Origin of the sequence: Acinetobacter sp. CIP A162 (genome assembly GCF_000367905.1) — a bacterium.
Taxonomy (GTDB): domain Bacteria; phylum Pseudomonadota; class Gammaproteobacteria; order Pseudomonadales; family Moraxellaceae; genus Acinetobacter; species Acinetobacter lwoffii.
Genome location: NZ_KB849158.1, coordinates 264,135 through 280,242 on the forward strand (window position 1 = coordinate 264,135; position 16,108 = coordinate 280,242).

At 43.3% G+C, this 16,108-nt stretch carries 13 protein-coding genes and 2 pseudogenes; 11 read left to right on the plus strand and 4 right to left on the minus strand.

What is annotated here, in order from left to right:
- Positions 1-280: 280 nt before the first annotated feature.
- Together F995_RS03895 and F995_RS03900 are read left to right on the plus strand one after the other, a co-directional pair.
- Positions 281-1,243: pseudogene (locus F995_RS03895) on the plus strand (IS30 family transposase).
- A gap of 175 nt (positions 1,244-1,418) precedes the next feature.
- Positions 1,419-2,456: pseudogene (locus F995_RS03900) on the plus strand (hypothetical protein).
- Positions 2,457-2,520: 64 nt separating this feature from the next.
- Here the strand turns inward: F995_RS03900 and F995_RS03905 are convergent.
- Positions 2,521-3,285, minus strand: coding sequence for a glutathione S-transferase family protein (locus F995_RS03905; protein ID WP_004645522.1), 765 nt, complete (start codon positions 3,283-3,285; stop codon positions 2,521-2,523).
- 294 nt (positions 3,286-3,579) lie between these two features.
- Between F995_RS03905 and ychF the strand changes: the two genes are divergently transcribed.
- On the plus strand, positions 3,580-4,671 hold the full coding sequence (ychF, locus tag F995_RS03910) for a redox-regulated ATPase YchF (protein WP_004645523.1): 1,092 nt from the start codon (positions 3,580-3,582) through the stop codon (positions 4,669-4,671).
- Positions 4,672-4,881: 210 nt separating this feature from the next.
- Complete coding sequence (locus tag F995_RS03915; protein WP_004645525.1) at positions 4,882-5,499, plus strand: superoxide dismutase; 618 nt, start codon at positions 4,882-4,884, stop codon at positions 5,497-5,499.
- Positions 5,500-5,689: 190 nt separating this feature from the next.
- Here F995_RS03915 and F995_RS03920 read toward each other — a convergent pair whose 3' ends face one another.
- Positions 5,690-6,187 carry a hypothetical protein gene (locus F995_RS03920; RefSeq protein ID WP_004645527.1) on the minus strand — a complete coding sequence of 166 codons (498 nt, stop codon included), beginning with the start codon at positions 6,185-6,187 and terminating at the stop codon, positions 5,690-5,692.
- 103 nt (positions 6,188-6,290) lie between these two features.
- Between F995_RS03920 and F995_RS03925 the strand changes: the two genes are divergently transcribed.
- The 6 genes from F995_RS03925 to dapC all read left to right on the plus strand — a co-directional run bounded on the left by F995_RS03925 (position 6,291) and on the right by dapC (position 13,341).
- Positions 6,291-7,043 (plus strand): AzlC family ABC transporter permease, encoded by a 753-nt coding sequence (locus F995_RS03925; protein ID WP_004278940.1) that lies wholly within the window; start codon positions 6,291-6,293, stop codon positions 7,041-7,043.
- Positions 7,040-7,387 carry an L-valine transporter subunit YgaH gene (ygaH, locus tag F995_RS03930; protein WP_004278941.1) on the plus strand — a complete coding sequence of 116 codons (348 nt, stop codon included), beginning with the start codon at positions 7,040-7,042 and terminating at the stop codon, positions 7,385-7,387. Before F995_RS03925 ends, ygaH begins: the two co-directional genes overlap by 4 nt.
- 93 nt (positions 7,388-7,480) lie before the next feature.
- Positions 7,481-8,125 carry a hypothetical protein gene (locus F995_RS03935; protein WP_004645528.1) on the plus strand — a complete coding sequence of 215 codons (645 nt, stop codon included), beginning with the start codon at positions 7,481-7,483 and terminating at the stop codon, positions 8,123-8,125.
- Between the two features lie 115 nt (positions 8,126-8,240).
- Positions 8,241-9,455 (plus strand): formate-dependent phosphoribosylglycinamide formyltransferase, encoded by a 1,215-nt coding sequence (gene purT, locus F995_RS03940; RefSeq protein ID WP_171057027.1) that lies wholly within the window; start codon positions 8,241-8,243, stop codon positions 9,453-9,455.
- Between the two features lie 26 nt (positions 9,456-9,481).
- Entirely contained in the window at positions 9,482-12,154 is a 2,673-nt protein-coding gene (gene glnD / locus F995_RS03945) for a [protein-PII] uridylyltransferase (protein WP_004645531.1), read from the plus strand.
- A 17-nt stretch (positions 12,155-12,171) separates the two neighbouring features.
- The gene (gene dapC / locus F995_RS03950; RefSeq protein WP_004645532.1) at positions 12,172-13,341 is read left to right on the plus strand and encodes a succinyldiaminopimelate transaminase; all 1,170 of its coding nucleotides are present in this window, start codon (positions 12,172-12,174) and stop codon (positions 13,339-13,341) included.
- Positions 13,342-13,442: 101 nt separating this feature from the next.
- On the opposite strand, the gene F995_RS03955 is transcribed toward dapC, so the two are convergent.
- Together F995_RS03955 and msrB are read right to left on the minus strand one after the other, a co-directional pair.
- On the minus strand, positions 13,443-13,919 hold the full coding sequence (locus F995_RS03955) for a glutathione peroxidase (protein WP_004278946.1): 477 nt from the start codon (positions 13,917-13,919) through the stop codon (positions 13,443-13,445).
- Complete coding sequence (msrB, locus tag F995_RS03960) at positions 13,916-14,335, minus strand: peptide-methionine (R)-S-oxide reductase MsrB (RefSeq protein ID WP_004645533.1); 420 nt, start codon at positions 14,333-14,335, stop codon at positions 13,916-13,918. Before msrB ends, F995_RS03955 begins: the two co-directional genes overlap by 4 nt.
- A 228-nt stretch (positions 14,336-14,563) precedes the next feature.
- Here msrB and F995_RS03965 point away from each other — a divergent pair, with 228 nt between their 5' ends.
- A complete protein-coding gene (locus F995_RS03965) occupies positions 14,564-15,994 on the plus strand; it encodes a pyridoxal phosphate-dependent aminotransferase (protein WP_004645534.1) in 1,431 nt (476 codons plus the stop codon).
- The last annotated feature ends 114 nt before the right edge of the window (positions 15,995-16,108 follow it).

A 16,108-nucleotide genomic window follows, 5' to 3' on the forward strand; every position in this document is an offset into this window, starting at 1 on the left:
TTTTGCGCCATCTCTGTTATACAATATTTATTTATTTTTCACAAAATTTTCATATTCTGAAATTTTTTCCCAAATGGGATTTCATTTTATAAATACGGTTTTCAGGAGGGTTTAAATGACCGTTAATCGCATAAATTAAAAACATGACCAATGGTATTTTTGATTAAATCTTTATTCGCAGATTCAAATCCCAAGTGCAACACATTTGTAGTTAGTTGAAAAAGTTAGGTGTATTCATAGAATCATTAGACTTTTTCAACTCGCAATTGGAAAGCACACAATGAAGAAATACACCCAACTTTCTCAAGATGAAAGATACGAAATTTATGCTACTTTGAAAAGTAAAAGTTCAATCGCTACCCTTGCTCGGGAATTAGGACGTTCACGATCAACCATCTACCGTGAATTAAAAAGAAATACTGGGCAACGTGGATATAGAGCTCAACAGGCAGCTAAATTTGCAAGTCAAAGACGCTACCGTCCTTCATCATCAATGACAGCATTTGCCTTCGCTTATATTGATTATTTGATTGGTTTGGACTGGTCACCCGAACAAATTTCAGGTGCTTTAACACAACGCGGTTGGCTGGATGTACCTTCACATGAGTGGATTTACCAGTACATTTATCAAGATAAATCAAAAGGCGGTAAACTTCATCTACATTTAAGGCATCAGAAGAAATATCGAAAACGCGGTTACAAAAACACGGATCGTAGGGGTCAAATCATTGATAAAACAAGTATTCACTGCCGACACTAGGTCATTGATCAACGACAACGTTTAGGAGATTTCGAAGGTGACACGGTGATTGGTAAACATCATAAAGGTGCTTTATTGACTCTCGTTGATCGAAAGAGCCTGTATGTACATATTGTTCATTTAGGGCCAACAAGAGCATCCTCTCAAACGATTACTTGTGCATTAGATCGTTTACAAATGAGCCATGCTTATAGTGTGACATTTGATAATGGCAAAGAATTTTCCGAACACAAAAGAATTACTGATGCTGGCATAGAGACGTATTTTGCTGATCCTTACAAGTCTATTCAGCGAGCTAGAAATGAAAATACGAATGGTTTAATCCGTCAATATCTGCCAAAATCATCATCGTTTGATGGCGTGTCAAACGAACAAATAGAGCAGATAGAATTTGCACTCAACCATCGTCCTAGAAAAACACTAGGTTGGTATACACCGAGTGAAGTTATGGCTGGTTTTTATACCGTTGCACTTGCCGCTTGAATCCGCCATTTTTAAATTATTTAAATTGGGTAAACATGGCAACAGATAGGCTATTCCTGTCAGCCCCTACACGACTTAACCGTCCATCTTTTACAAGTGTATAGAAATAGATTAAAACAAAGGCGCTTTAAAAACAAAAATAGCGCATTTCAAAAATATTACACAAGGAACGGTCATGGCTTCTAAACTTTTAAGCTTGATAAAAACAAAAGTGAGTCCTGTTTTAACCGTCGAAACCCAAAACGAAGAGCTTATTGGGCGGCTTATTCGGTGGAACGACATCAGGTACCCTCACCAATCTTATTGGCAATCTCACCGGATCCAATACTCAACCTTCAGTCAGCTCATTATTAAATAATCTCCTTTCTGGAAGCAGCCTGAGTACGACAAATCTCAGCAATTTATTAACTCAATTTTCTGGTTCGAATGCCTCAAGTTTAAATATTCAAAGCCTGATCAGTAGCTTAACCCAATCCAATGGCGGTAGCTTTAATATTACCCAGGTCACCAACTTATTAAAGAGCTTAATGGGGAGCAATAGCAGCAGCCTAGATCTTGAGGCTATTTCTAAACTGGTGGGCGGCTTATTGGGCGGCAGTACGGGCAATATTGATATTGGTAAAATTTCTCAACTGGTCGGTGGCCTGATCGGCGGTTCTGGCAGTTTAGGTGATATAGATATTGGAGCAATTGCAGGCTTGGTGGGTGGTTTAATCGGTGGCAATGCAGGCGGTGATTTTGATCTTGGTGCTATTACCGATTTAATTAGCGGCTTTGTAGGCGGAAATGCAACAGGTGGTTTTGATGTCGGTGGCTTCACTGACTTACTGAGCGGTCTGATTGCGAATGGTTCAAATGGCATAGATTTAGGTGGATTATTAGGCAATCTCAATCTCGGTAGCGATCTGGATCTGGGTGGTATGATCGAAGGTATTTCCTCTGCTTCAAACGGCTTTGACTTAGGCAGTATTGCCGAAGGTGTTGGTCAGTTGGTTGGTAGTGGCTCTTCGATTGAATTGCCTGACCTCGGTGATCTTGTCCAAGTGTGGGTACGACTGATTCCAATATTGATCTGTCTGCTATCCTGCCGGGCATTAAAGATACAATTCAGAATATCGGCAGTGGCGGTTCTTCATCCGGATTTGATTTTGGTTCACTCCTCAATAATTTTACTAAAAATATTGATATCGACCAGACTAATCCTTGGGGTTAATCATAATCTCATTAAAAAACGCGCTTCATGCGCGTTTTTTTAATTCTTGAATTAGCATTTAAACTTATACACCACGCCAGTCTACCCGTGCATTGCGTTCGGTTCGGTAAATACGGCAAATATATTCACCCAGTGGTAGCTCATTCAAATACTGCTGATAGTCGCGATATTCTTCGGACAAGGTTTCAAAATTTTCTTTTTCCCACGGCGTACCTGGAATCGCCAGAAGCGGTGCCAACATGGAACAGACTGCAATATCCGCCAGACCTAAACGATTTCCGACAAAATAATGCCCACCTTGGCTGACCAGCATCTGATTGAGCTGCTGTACAGCAACATCGATGTGTTGTTTAGATTCCGCCACGGTTTCCTCATTCAATGCATACCCCTTGGCCACCATCGCTTTCAATAAAGGTTTAGAAAATTTTTCAAACTGGCGCAGATAGCCCTGCTCACCAATTAAAATATCCAGAGATTCATGATCAGAAGTCAGTGCTTGAGAGAGCATCCAGCGACGGACATGACGACCCAATTCCAAAGTAATTTCATTAATTTCTAAAGCTTTATTTCGAAAATATCCTTCCGCGTGCAGTAAACGATGTTCTGGATAAGTATCATCCAGATACAGAGCAATCTGGGTGGAATCTGCGATCCATCGATCCTGATCACGCAAAATAGGCAGACGATTCTGACCTGTTTTCAGGCGGGCAAAAGCGCGGTGTACCCCGGGTATCAGATTGTGAGCAACATAGTACAGCTCTTTATGGTCCAGCATCCAACGTGCTTTTTCGCAAAAGTGAGATAAAGGAAACTGGTATAAAGTTCGCATGTATGCTCCATGTTTATCGTTATTGGATCAGGGCGTGTAGGCCGCCGTTTTATTCAGATACTTTAGTCACTCACTTTTAGAAAAACAATGTGATTTTTATTCAAAAGTAAAATACTGGCTGATTATTCCTCTATGGTTGGTGGACTCACTACACATCCCGGAAAGCTCAGCGAGTCATTTTAGGTCGCCAGAAGCATTTGATTGCAATAAACCACAAGCACATGACCTGACTTTAGTCATGCTTTCATGTAAAATCGGGGGCAATTTTTATATAACGCTTTTGTGAGTTATTTCATGGGTTTTAATTGCGGTATTGTCGGCTTGCCGAACGTTGGTAAATCTACACTTTTCAATGCCTTAACCAAAGCTGCTATTGCTGCAGAAAACTTCCCTTTCTGTACGATCGAACCAAACACCGGGATTGTACCTGTTCCTGATCCACGTTTAGACAAATTGACTGCAATTGTTAAACCGCAACGTGTTATTCCGACTTCTATGGAATTTGTAGACATCGCAGGTCTGGTAGCGGGTGCTTCTAAGGGCGAAGGCTTGGGTAACCAGTTTCTGGCCAACATTCGTGAAACTGATGCAATTGCTCACGTTGTGCGTTGTTTTGAAGATGAAAACGTCATTCATGTGAATGGTCGTATTGATCCACTAGATGACATCGCTACGATTAATACCGAACTTGCGCTCGCAGACTTAGATGCTGTAGCCAAAGCAATTACGCGTTTGACTAAATCTGCTAAAGGTGGTGACAAAGAAGCGCTAGCCACTAAAGCTGTTCTGGAAAAAATCCAGCCTTTACTGGATGAAGGTAAACCGGCTCGCGCAGCAGACCTAGATGATGACGAACGTAAACTGGTTCGTGGTTTTGGCTTAATGACCCTTAAACCAACCATGTATATTGCCAACGTTGCTGAAGACGGTTTTGAGAACAACCCACATTTAGATGCAGTGAGAAAATTGGCTGCTGAAGAAAATGCGATTGTAGTTCCACTGTGCAACCAGATTGAAGCTGAAATTTCATTGCTTGAAGATGAAGACCGTGCTGAATTCCTTGAAGCAATGGGCATGGAAGAACCTGGCTTAAACGTGGTGATTCGTGCGGGTTATTCACTGCTTGGCCTACAAACTTACTTCACCGCGGGTGTACAAGAAGTTCGTGCCTGGACCGTAAAAGTTGGCGCAACTGCACCACAGGCAGCAGGCGTGATTCATACCGACTTTGAAAAAGGCTTTATCCGTGCAGAATGTATCGCTTATGATGATTTCGTGCAGTACAACGGCGAAGCCGGTGCGAAAGAAGCAGGCAAATGGCGTCTAGAAGGTAAAACTTACATCGTTCAGGATGGCGATGTTTTACACTTCCGTTTTAACGTTTAAGTCATTGCTGTTAAAAAAAGCCCCTTCTTGGGGCTTTTTTATTGCTTATAAAAAGAGGATTCATACGTATAACAGGCTTTCTGGAAGCGCATAAGATCAACATATATTAACAATAATGATAACTATTCTCATATATGAATATTAAATTAGAGTGTATCTTAAATCTAATGAAAAATAACCTAACTCCATTCTCCCCAAGGAATTCTGCCAATGAGCTACACCTTGCCTGTACTGCCTTATGCTTATGATGCGCTAGAGCCTCATATCGATAGCAAGACTATGGAAATTCATCATAGCAAGCATCATCAAACTTATATCAATAATATCAATGCAGGAATCGCGGGTACAGAATGGGAAGATTTATCAGTCGAAGCCTTAATTAGCAAATTCAATGAAGTGCCCGAGCAACTCAGACAGAACGTGATTAATAATGCTGGTGGACATGCCAATCATTCCCTGTTCTGGACAGTGATGAGTCCAGACGGCGGTGGTCATCCTGAAGGTGAAATTGCCAAGGCGATCGAACATGAATTAGGAGGATTCGAGGCATTTAAAGAAGCGTTTACCCAAGCAGCGCTTAGCCGTTTTGGTAGTGGGTGGGCTTGGTTAAGTATGGCGCCAGATCAAACACTTATTGTAGAAAGCAGTGCTAATCAGGGTTCTCCACTGATGCATGGCAATATTCCCCTTTTAGGTCTGGATGTCTGGGAACATGCCTATTATTTACAGTATCAAAACCGTCGTCCGGAATATATCTCAGCTTTTTTCAATGTCGTGAACTGGAAAGAAGTAAATCGTCGTTATCTGGAAGCGTTAAACGCACTTTAAATCTTTGAGGAGATCTGCCATGTCTACACGTATGCTGATTCAACGCATGATTGGCAGCACCCTGCTGATCTGCGGTGTCATGGTGCTTTTATTAGAACATGTGTGGATGCCCTATTTTTAAAGTTTATTTTGCTAAAAAAGCCAGTCTAAATGACTGGCTTTTTATAGGTACATTTAAATGGGCAAAGGTTTATTGCATATTGGCAATTGCAGTACCTTTTTGCTTAGGATCAGTATTTCCGAGTGCAGGATGGGCAATGGCATTCTGGCATTGCAGTTTATCCCGCTCATAATCCGCCTGTTTTTGTTGCAGACTATTACCATTTTCCATGGTCGTCCGCGCCCAGATTTCCAGACTGGTCAAGGCTTTACGACACAGGGCATATTTGCCTTCGGTTACCGAATCAGTCATTTTGACATTAATACGCCAGTCTGTACTCAATTTACGTGCTGGTTGACGTACCTGTGTTTCCAGCTGATCCACTTCTTTATTATAGACCAGAGGATCCACTTCATTGATCAGTTGCCATGCGGCATTGGCATAAGTCGTCGCATCATTAGTCAGTTTAGGTGCCGGTTTAATTTCTGGCTTATCAGTCGATTGACTGTCATTCCCACACGCTTGTAACAATATTGCCGTGCTTATTAAAGCAGCAATCAGCATCGCACGTGTCTTGAACATCCACATATCAGGCTCGCCAATTTAAACATTTCGGCACTATGCTATTAAATTCACGTAGAATACACAATCTTCATTTGACCCATCGTTCAACTCTCCTTCAAGGTGTGTCGTGTCTGAACCGAATCAACTCGCTACGCAACCTGCTGGCTTCTGGCAAGGTGCAAAAGATAGCCAAGCGATTATCTTCACTTATTTACCAGTGTCGTTTGCTTTTGGTGTTTCAGCCACTCAGTTTGGCTTTACCGCCTGGGAAGCACTGTTCCTGTCCTGCTCGATGTATGCAGGTGCCAGCCAGTTCCTGGTGGTCGCTCTCTTAGGTAGTGGAACATCTATCTGGATGACGGCATTAACCGTGATTGCCTTAGACATTCGTCATCTGCTTTATGGCCCTGCGTTACAAAATCTGATTCAAGACCGGCTGAATTTAAAGAAAACGGCAATCTGGTCTTGGGGTTTGACCGATGAAGTTTTTGCCTCCGGCATGATCAAGCTCTCGCAACGGCGACAGGAATGGTCAGAATCCTGGATGCTCGGTTTAAGCCTGTTTAGCTGGATGTCCTGGGCACTCGGATCTTTCCTCGGTGGATTGTTTGCCGATCAGGTCAGCAACCTGCCGCAATTCTTACAGGCTGCGCTGGATTTCTTGTTACCTGCGCTGTTCCTGAGCTTCTTGTTAGCCGCTTTTGAGAAAAAACATACTTTTGTTGTAGCTGTCACAATTCTGGTGTCTGCGATTGCCTGTTATTTTATCGACCTGTCTGCCGCGATCTTTATCGGTATAAGTTCTGGTATTTTCGCAGGCCTGTTCAAGCACTATATTTTGAAACAGCCAGATCCTGAACACGCAGGAGATCAAGCATGAATCTAGAGATTATTCTGGTCGGGATTTTAGTCGGGATTGCCAATTTTGCCTCGCGCTTTGGTCCTTTTTTTGTCATTCAAAAATTTCAGCAAGGTTCGCAAAAACGCGGAGCGTTGTGGCTAAAAATTGCCTTGGGTTCAATTGGCATCGCTGCGATCAGCTCCATGTTGGTAGTTGCTACCCTGCCACCTTTATTAGAAACGCCGAATAAAAGTTTTGCGATGCTGGTTGGCTTTATTGTGCTCACGGTTTTGTACTTTAAGTTTAAACGTATTGTGATGGCGACACTGACCGCAGCGCTCACCTATGGGTTGGTTTACACTTATGTTCCGGTACCCTTTTAAGCTTTAAATAGTTGATCAATTGAAACAAAGACTTATGCTAAACTCATAGTACAGGTCTTTTTTATATAACAATAAAAACAAGGAAGGATGCGCATGTTTGAGGTCAAACAGGTGATTGAAGGCAAAATCTTTATTCATCATCGGCGCGATGAAATGTTAACCGTATTCCATCGACATGAAGTGCCGGCACAATATTTTGAATGTTTTATCAATGCTCAAAATTTTACCGGACATTTTGTCGAAATGCATGCTCAACCAGCAGATCAAGTTCGGGTGGTTTATATTAAAAAGAATAGCACCCATCAAATTATTGCTATGCTTAATCAGAGCCAATACGTGCTGCATCTTCATCCTTTGACATTGATTTTGGGTAAATGGAGCTTCAGACATCGTGTCCTGCCGAATACTCTAAAAATTTTTGCTGGTTTATTTGCGCTCCTTTTTATTCTTTTTTCAGCTACCGCCTTTTCAGCAGATCAGTTCCAGCTCACCACCATCTTGCGAGACTGCATTCAATTCACAGTTTTTGGGCTACTGTTATTTTTGCTGTGCTTTGTACTGCCTTTTGTATTGCCCTATGCGTATTTCCTGCATGTTCGTACATTACGTCTGTTAAAGATGCTAAATATCAATACTGAACAAGTTGCACAAATAGAAAAGCTCAAGTCTCAAAGCGGGATTTATCTTCTGCAAACGCAGTCTGACAGCGATGTGAAAATGACAGCGCCTCCTTATTAAAATCTAGAAAAACTTTATAAATAAAACTGTTGGTCAATATCACAATTTTGTATGAATCTTGGCTTAACTGTCGGCTCAGTTCTGCTATGCTAAAAGTCCATAAAATCAAGCATGGATGATCCACATGAGCGTGACTATTGGTACTCCCCTTCAATCTTCTGCCTATAAAGTTCTATTATTGGGTTCTGGTGAACTGGGCAAGGAAGTGGTGATTTCACTACAACGCCTTGGAGTCGAAGTTCATGCTGCTGACCGTTATGATCATGCCCCTGCCATGCAGGTTGCGCATTATTCCTATACCTTGAATATGGCAGATGCTGTAGAACTCAAACAACTCATCAATCAAATCCAGCCACATTTAATTGTTCCTGAAATTGAAGCGATTGCGACCGAAGTTCTGCTTGAAATAGAAGCCCAGAACATTGCTACAGTCATTCCTTCTGCTAAAGCCGTCAATCTGACCATGAACCGTGAAGGTATTCGTCGTCTGGCTGCGGAAGAACTCGGTCTGCCAACTTCAGCTTACCGTTTTGCCGACAGTTTAGAATCCTTCCGCGCGGCCTGTGACGATGTCGGCTATCCAAACTTTGTGAAACCGGTGATGTCATCTTCAGGCAAAGGTCAGTCTCGTGTTACCCGTTTTGATGAAGTCGATGCTGCCTGGGAATATGCGCAAACCGGTGGCCGGGTCAATCAGGGTACTGTGATTGTAGAATCACAAATTGACTTTGATTTTGAAATTACCTTATTGACTGTTCGTGCAAAAAATCCAGAAACCGGCGAAATCGAAACGTCTTATTGCGACCCGATCGGACATCGTCAGGACTCAGGTGATTATGTGGAAAGCTGGCAGCCTCAACCGATGACTCCAGCCGCGCTGGAAGAATCCAAGCGCATTGCCAACAAGGTCACTACAGCACTTGGTGGCTGCGGAATCTTTGGAGTGGAACTCTTTGTAAAAGGCGACAAAGTATGGTTTAGTGAGGTTTCCCCACGTCCACACGATACTGGACTGGTGACTTTAGCCTCCCAATTTCAAAGTGAATTTGAGCTGCATGCACGTGCTATTTTAGGCTTGCCGGTGAATACTGCACGACATAGTGTGGCTGCCAGTGCGGTAATTTATGCTGGAGTAGATGGCCGTAATCTTTCATTTTCTGGCCTGAATCTTGCTTTAGCAGACGGCAATACCGATTTGCGCCTGTTTGGCAAACCAGAAGGTTTTAAACGTCGCCGTATGGGCGTTGCCACGGCACGTGCAGAAACTATTGAACAGGCACGTGAACTGGCCCTACAGGTCGCTAACCAAGTTAGCGTCAACCAAAACTAAGCTGAAATACCAACGGACGACTGTACATGATCAACACCCATCCACTGCTGAATTACGCTAAAAGCAACCATGACATTAAAGCCATCAATCAATGGCGCAGTGATGTCGAAAATCAGCTTCAGGAAAGTTTTGAAAATGGCCAGTCGATTCGGGATATTATTCTGGCGCGTTCCAACCTGATTGATGAAGCATTGCAGTTTCTCTGGCAGCATGCCGAACTGGATCAAACTGATTTGGCCCTGTTTGCAGTCGGAGGCTATGGCCGTCGTGAAATGCTGCCTTATTCTGATGTCGACATCATGATCTTGTCAGAAGACGAGATTAACCCGGAACAGGAACAACTGATTTCTACATTCATTTCATCGCTTTGGGACGTGGGGAATTTCAAACCCGGTATCAGTGTCCGCACCATCAATGAATGTGTCAATCAGGCCAGCAGTGATCTGACCGTCGCCACCACCCTGATCGAAGCCCGCCTGATTATTGGCAATGAAAACCTGTGTAGATGGCCACGTCGTATCGTGTCACGTACCTGGACTGACAAAACTTTTTTTGATGCCAAGATGGATGAGCAGCATAAACGCTATGCTCAGCACAACAATACCGAAAGCAATCTGGAACCGGATATTAAAAATGCGCCGGGTGGCATCCGTGATATCAACCAGATTGGCTGGATTGCCAAACGGCATTTCCGCGTCAATCGCATTTATGATCTGGTACATCTCGGTTTTATTTCAGAATTTGAACTCGGTGTGCTTGAGGAAGCCGAAAGTTTCCTCTGGGAAATCCGTCATCACCTGCACCGCCTGACCAAGCGCGATGAAAACCGCTTATTGTTCGATTATCAGCGTGATATTGCTGCCAAATTTGGCTATGTACGTGAAGAGGCGCATCATCCGAACTATCCAATTGAACAGTTCATGAAGCGCTATTATCGCAGTGCACAGCAAGTGTCTACGCTGAACGAAATGCTGCTGGCCTATTTTAATGAATCGGTCATTACGCCACGTTTACCGCAATATGAACGCCAGATCGAAGAAATCAACCAGAACTTTAAACTGGTCGATGGCAAACTGGCTGTGCAGCATCACAAGATTTTCTCGGAAAATCCAAACGCAATTCTGGAAATTTTCTATTTACTAGCCAATCGTCCTGAGATCGAAGGTATTCGTGCGCGTACTTTACGCCTGCTGACCCTGGCTGGAAAACGCATTGATCAGGATTTTCGTGATAATCCGGTGCATCAGGCGCTATTTATGGCGATTATCCGTTCACCGCATCGACTCTACGATACTATGGTCGCGATGAAGCGTTATGGTGTGCTTGGAAATTACATCCCGGCCTTTGGACAGATTCTGGGACTGATGCAATATGACCTGTTCCATATCTATACGGTCGATGCACATACCTTATTGCTGCTGCGTAATTTAAACCGCTTTAAAGAACCTGAATTTGCCAAAGAATTTCCGGTGGTCAGTTCAGTGTTCCAGCGTTTGACCCGTCGTGACATTGTCTATCTGGCGGCAATTTTCCATGATATTGCCAAAGGCCGTGGCGGCGATCACAGTGAACTTGGCGCCAGTGATGCGATTAAATTCTGCCGTAGTCACGGTTTTACCGAACGCGAAAGCAACCTGGTGGCCTGGCTGATCCAAAATCATCTGGTGATGTCTGTCACTGCCCAGAAAAAAGATATTTCCGATCCGGATGTGGTCAAAGAATTCGCCGAAAAAATGGGTGACATGGAACATCTGGATTATTTATACACCCTGACAGTGGCAGATATTAATGCCACCAATCCCAAGTTATGGAATACCTGGCGCGCCTCGTTAATGCGTCAACTATATACTCAAGCACGTGACGTGATCCGTTCCGGTCTGGGCCGTCCGGTTGATTATCAGATGCTGATTGAAGATACCAAATTTGCAGCCAGTGAACTTCTGGTTCAGGACTTCTCACTGGATGAAGTAGAAAAAGTCTGGCAGGAACTTGGTGATGACTATTTCCTCAAAGAGACAGCAGATGAAATCGCCTGGCATACCCGTGCCATTTTACAGCACGGCGACAATCCTGCCCCACTGGTGCTGATGCGGGCACACCGTAAATATGCTCAAGATGCGGTACAGATCTTTATTTATACGCAGGATCAACCCAACCTGTTTGCCACCACGGTAGCTATTCTGGATCGTATGAATCTGGATGTACAAGATGCTCGAATTATTACTGCCACCAAAGCCTTCAGTCTGGACACCTACGTGGTACTCGACCGTTTTGGTACCTTATTGACCGATCCGGAACGCGAAGCCACAGTCATTGAAGCCCTAAAAGATGCCTTAAGTCATTCAGATGAATATCCGGGCCTGATGCAGCGCCGGATTCCACGTCAATTACGTCATTTCGATATTGAAAATACAGTCGATATCAGTATCAATCCTGCCTTGAATCAGAATATGGTTGAAATTGCCACTCTCGATCATCCCGGTTTACTTGCCAAAATCGGTGGTTTATTTATGATGCAAGGGCTGGATATACACTCTGCCAAAATTGCCACACTTGGCGAACGTGCCGAAGATATATTCTTTGTCACCAAAAAAGATGGCAACCCTATGACACCTGGAGAATCTGCCGAATTTGCAGCTGCACTTAAAACTGCGCTGGATGAAGCCTCTCATCAGGTTTGTAGTCAACACTCACATTAAAACGCGGTTACTTATTCATGAACTCTAGCTTGTCTCTACTGCACCCTTATCCGTTTGAAAAGTTAAATCAGCTTTTTGCGGATATCCAGCCTGCAAATATGCCCTTAATTTCCCTGTCGATTGGTGAACCAAAGCATCCTGCACCGGAGTTTGTGAAACAAGCGATTATTGATAACTTTAAACATTTATCGACCTATCCAAACAGTAAAGGCCTGCCTGAGCTACGCGAAAGTATTGCCCAATGGCTGACACGCCGTTTTAAGCTCAATAGCATTAGTACAGACAGCAATATCCTGCCTGTTTCCGGTACGCGTGAAGCGATTTTCTCGTTTGTACAGGCTTTGGTGAATCGTGAAGATGCACCTTATGTGGTGATGCCAAATCCGTTTTATCAGATTTATGAAGGCGCAACACTGCTCGCAGGGGCCAAACCTTATTTCATCAACTGTACTGAGGAAAATAACTACCTTGGTGACTTTGATGCTGTTCCGGCAGAAGTCTGGGAAAAAACTGCACTGCTATTTGTCTGTACCCCGGGCAATCCAACCGGTGCAGTGCTGTCGAAAGAACAGTTTAAAAAACTGATTGCCCTGTCGGATCAATACAACTTTGTGATTGCTTCAGATGAATGTTATTCAGAACTCTGGTTTGATCAGGCACCCGTAGGTTTACTGGAAGTTTGTGCTGAAATCGGCCGGGATGACTATAAAAACTGTGTGGTGTTCCATTCACTGTCTAAACGCTCTAACCTCCCAGGCATGCGTTCAGGTTTTGTTGCCGGTGATGCCAGCCTGTTAAAACCTTATTTGCAATACCGTACTTACCACGGCGCAGCGATGCCGGTGCAACATCAACTGGCGTCAGTTGCTGCCTGGGATGATGAAGCACATGTGGAAGAAAACCGGGTGCAATACCGTGCCAAGTTTGATTTATTCCAGAAAGAACTCGGTCACCTGCTGCCACTGAAAAAACCGGATGCAGGTTTCTACTACTGGCTAAAAGTCGATAATGATGAAGCCTTTGCCAAGCGCCTGATGGAGGAAGCACATATTAAAGTTCTTCCGGGTCGTTATTTATCCCGCGATACTGAACAGGGTAATCCGGGTGAAAATCATGTACGTTTAGCCCTTGTTGCCGATCTGGCGCAATGTGAAGAAGTCATTCAACGTCTGAAAGCCATTCTCTAAATTTTATCATGACTAAAAAACCCACTGTAGATCAGTGGGTTTTTTAATTGAAATCAGATGAGTTCTATCTTCATCTCATACTGAGAAAACAACACAGAGTCTTACAACACTTTTGCAATTTCATCTTCAAGATCTTCAGGCTTGGTGGTCGGAGCAAAACGGTTCAATACCTTGCCATCACGGCCAATCAGAAACTTGGTAAAATTCCATTTAATTCCATTACCTAAAATACCTTTGGAATTATTGGTTAAATAGCGAAAAATAGCATGTGCCTCAGGGCCTTTGACATCCACCTTGGAAAACATCGGGAAAGATACCCCGTAATTCTTCTGGCAAAATTCACCAATCTGTTCATTGGAACCCGGATCCTGGCCGCCAAACTGGTTACATGGAAATCCCAAAATTTCCAGACCTTGATCTTTATATTTTTCGTAAAGTTTTTCTAATCCTGAAAACTGTGGGGTAAAACCACACTTACTCGCTGTATTGACGATCAAAAGCACCTTGCCTTCATAATCTGCAAGTGGCTTGCTTTTGCCATCTAACAATTCAGCTTCGAACTGATAAATGTTAGTCATGGATAGGTTTCCTCATCATTTTTTTCTTGTGTTTCTAAGTCCAAAGAAGCCGAGTTGACACAATAACGCAAACCGGTCGGTTCTGGGCCATCCGGGAAAACATGCCCTAAATGTGCGTCACAATGATGACAAACAATCTCAGTTCTGACCATTCCGTGTGAAGTATCAGGTAATTCTTCTACCACCGAACTGCTGACAGGACGGTAGAAACTTGGCCAGCCACAGCCGCTGTCATACTTGGTCTCCGACGAGAACAATGGCGTGCCGCAGCAACGACATACATAAGTGCCATCTTGCTTGGTATTCCAGTATTTTCCAGTAAATGCCGGCTCGGTTCCCTTCTCGCGCGTAATGCGAAACTCCTCAGGTGATAACTCTCTTTGCCATTCCCGGTCTGATTTATTGAGTTTTCCCATGATCACATACCTTTTTATCTTGCTATTTAAAATAGGATAATCCTATATTTACGTGATTCATTTTAAAAATTCTAGTCTTTATTCAACATTTTACAAAAGACATATAATGCCCAAAAAAGCAAAAAGAAAGCAAATATAAAAATAAAAGTAAGCAATTTTTACATTAAATGTTTTTTAGTGAGCAAATTTAATGGTATTCTTAGCTCTAAATTTGCTCAGGATTAAAAAATGTCGCAAAAAAAGAGCGTAATTTTTAAAAATCTGCTGCCTGTGATCAAACAATATCAGCAGCTTGGATTTACGCATGAAAAAATTGTTGCACTACTTCGAGATGAACATGATCTCGATCTAGTCACAACTGAGACATTTAAAAGTTATTTATATCGTTATGCAAAAGTGACCTCCACTCCATCCGAGAACATCAAAATGCCGAACACTTTCCAATCCCCTCGCGAAATCAAGAAATCATCCAAGCTTGATCATGTTTGCTACGACATTCGCGGACCTGTGTTACGAGCGGCCATCGAGATGGAAGAAGCTGGTCACAAAATTATTAAATTAAATATTGGTAACCCTGCCCCATTCGGTTTTGAAGCACCACAAGAAATTATCAACGATGTGGCTTTAAACCTGCCGAATGCGATTGGCTACACGGATTCCAAAGGGATTTTCCCGGCGCGTAAGGCGATCTGTCAGTATTATCAGCAAAAAGGCATTCTAGATATGCACGTCAATGACGTCTATATCGGTAATGGTGTGTCTGAACTGATCGTGATGGCCATGCAGGGTCTGCTGGATGATGGCGATGAAATGCTGATTCCAATGCCAGATTATCCACTCTGGACGGCGGCAGTGAATCTATCTGGCGGTACAGCGATTCACTATAAATGTGATGAAGAAAATCACTGGTATCCAGATATTGCTGATATGGAAAGCAAAATCACGCCAAATACCCGTGGTATTGTGATTATTAACCCGAATAACCCGACCGGTTCGGTTTACCCACGTCATGTGTTGCAGCAAATCGTCGACTTGGCCAAGAAATATGACCTGATTTTATTTGCTGATGAAATCTACGACAAAATTATTTACGATGGAATCGAGCATGTTGCTGTAGCAGCTCTGGCTGGCGATCAGCTCTGTGTTTCGTTTAACGGTTTATCTAAAGCCTATCGTATTGCTGGTTTCCGTTCCGGCTGGATGGCCATTACCGGCAATAAAGCACGTGCAGCAGACTATATCGAAGGTCTGGATATGCTTGCATCGATGCGTCTGTGTGCCAACCATCAGGCACAATATGCAATTCAGACTGCACTGGGCGGTTATCAGTCAATTAACGACCTGATTCGTCCGGGTGGGCGTTTATATGAACAGCGCAATATTGCCTGGGAAATGCTGAACGAGATTCCAGGTGTGTCTTGTGTCAAACCTGAAGGCGCAATGTATTGCTTCCCGAAACTGGATCCGAATGTGTATCCAATTCAGGATGATGAAAAACTGATGCTGGATTTGTTACGTGCAGAGAAAGTACTTCTGGTTCAAGGGACAGGCTTTAACTGGCCAACACCGGATCATTTCCGTGTAGTGTTCCTGCCGGCTGAAAATGAACTGCGTGAAGCCATTACCCGTGTTGGCCGTTTCTTGGCCAAGATACGTTAATTCTTGAAATAGACAATATAAAAAACCGCGTTGAGACGCGGTTTTTTATTTCTATGAAAAAATTCAGGCTTTTGACTGATGAAATCTTAAAAATCTTACCGGTTTCTTTGAGCA

Excerpts from the sequence above, each read along its gene's own strand:
- F995_RS03905 (WP_004645522.1), bottom strand. The coding sequence starts at position 3,285 with ATGCGAACTTTATACCAGTTTCCTTTATCTCACTTTTGCGAAAAAGCA.
- ychF (WP_004645523.1), top strand. The coding sequence starts at position 3,580 with ATGGGTTTTAATTGCGGTATTGTCGGCTTGCCGAACGTTGGTAAATCT.
- F995_RS03915 (WP_004645525.1), top strand. The coding sequence starts at position 4,882 with ATGAGCTACACCTTGCCTGTACTGCCTTATGCTTATGATGCGCTAGAG.
- F995_RS03920 (WP_004645527.1), bottom strand. The coding sequence starts at position 6,187 with ATGTGGATGTTCAAGACACGTGCGATGCTGATTGCTGCTTTAATAAGC.
- ygaH (WP_004278941.1), top strand. The coding sequence starts at position 7,040 with ATGAATCTAGAGATTATTCTGGTCGGGATTTTAGTCGGGATTGCCAAT.
- F995_RS03935 (WP_004645528.1), top strand. The coding sequence starts at position 7,481 with ATGTTTGAGGTCAAACAGGTGATTGAAGGCAAAATCTTTATTCATCAT.
- purT (WP_171057027.1), top strand. The coding sequence starts at position 8,241 with ATGATCCACATGAGCGTGACTATTGGTACTCCCCTTCAATCTTCTGCC.
- glnD (WP_004645531.1), top strand. The coding sequence starts at position 9,482 with ATGATCAACACCCATCCACTGCTGAATTACGCTAAAAGCAACCATGAC.
- dapC (WP_004645532.1), top strand. The coding sequence starts at position 12,172 with ATGAACTCTAGCTTGTCTCTACTGCACCCTTATCCGTTTGAAAAGTTA.
- F995_RS03955 (WP_004278946.1), bottom strand. The coding sequence starts at position 13,919 with ATGACTAACATTTATCAGTTCGAAGCTGAATTGTTAGATGGCAAAAGC.
- msrB (WP_004645533.1), bottom strand. The coding sequence starts at position 14,335 with ATGGGAAAACTCAATAAATCAGACCGGGAATGGCAAAGAGAGTTATCA.
- F995_RS03965 (WP_004645534.1), top strand. The coding sequence starts at position 14,564 with ATGTCGCAAAAAAAGAGCGTAATTTTTAAAAATCTGCTGCCTGTGATC.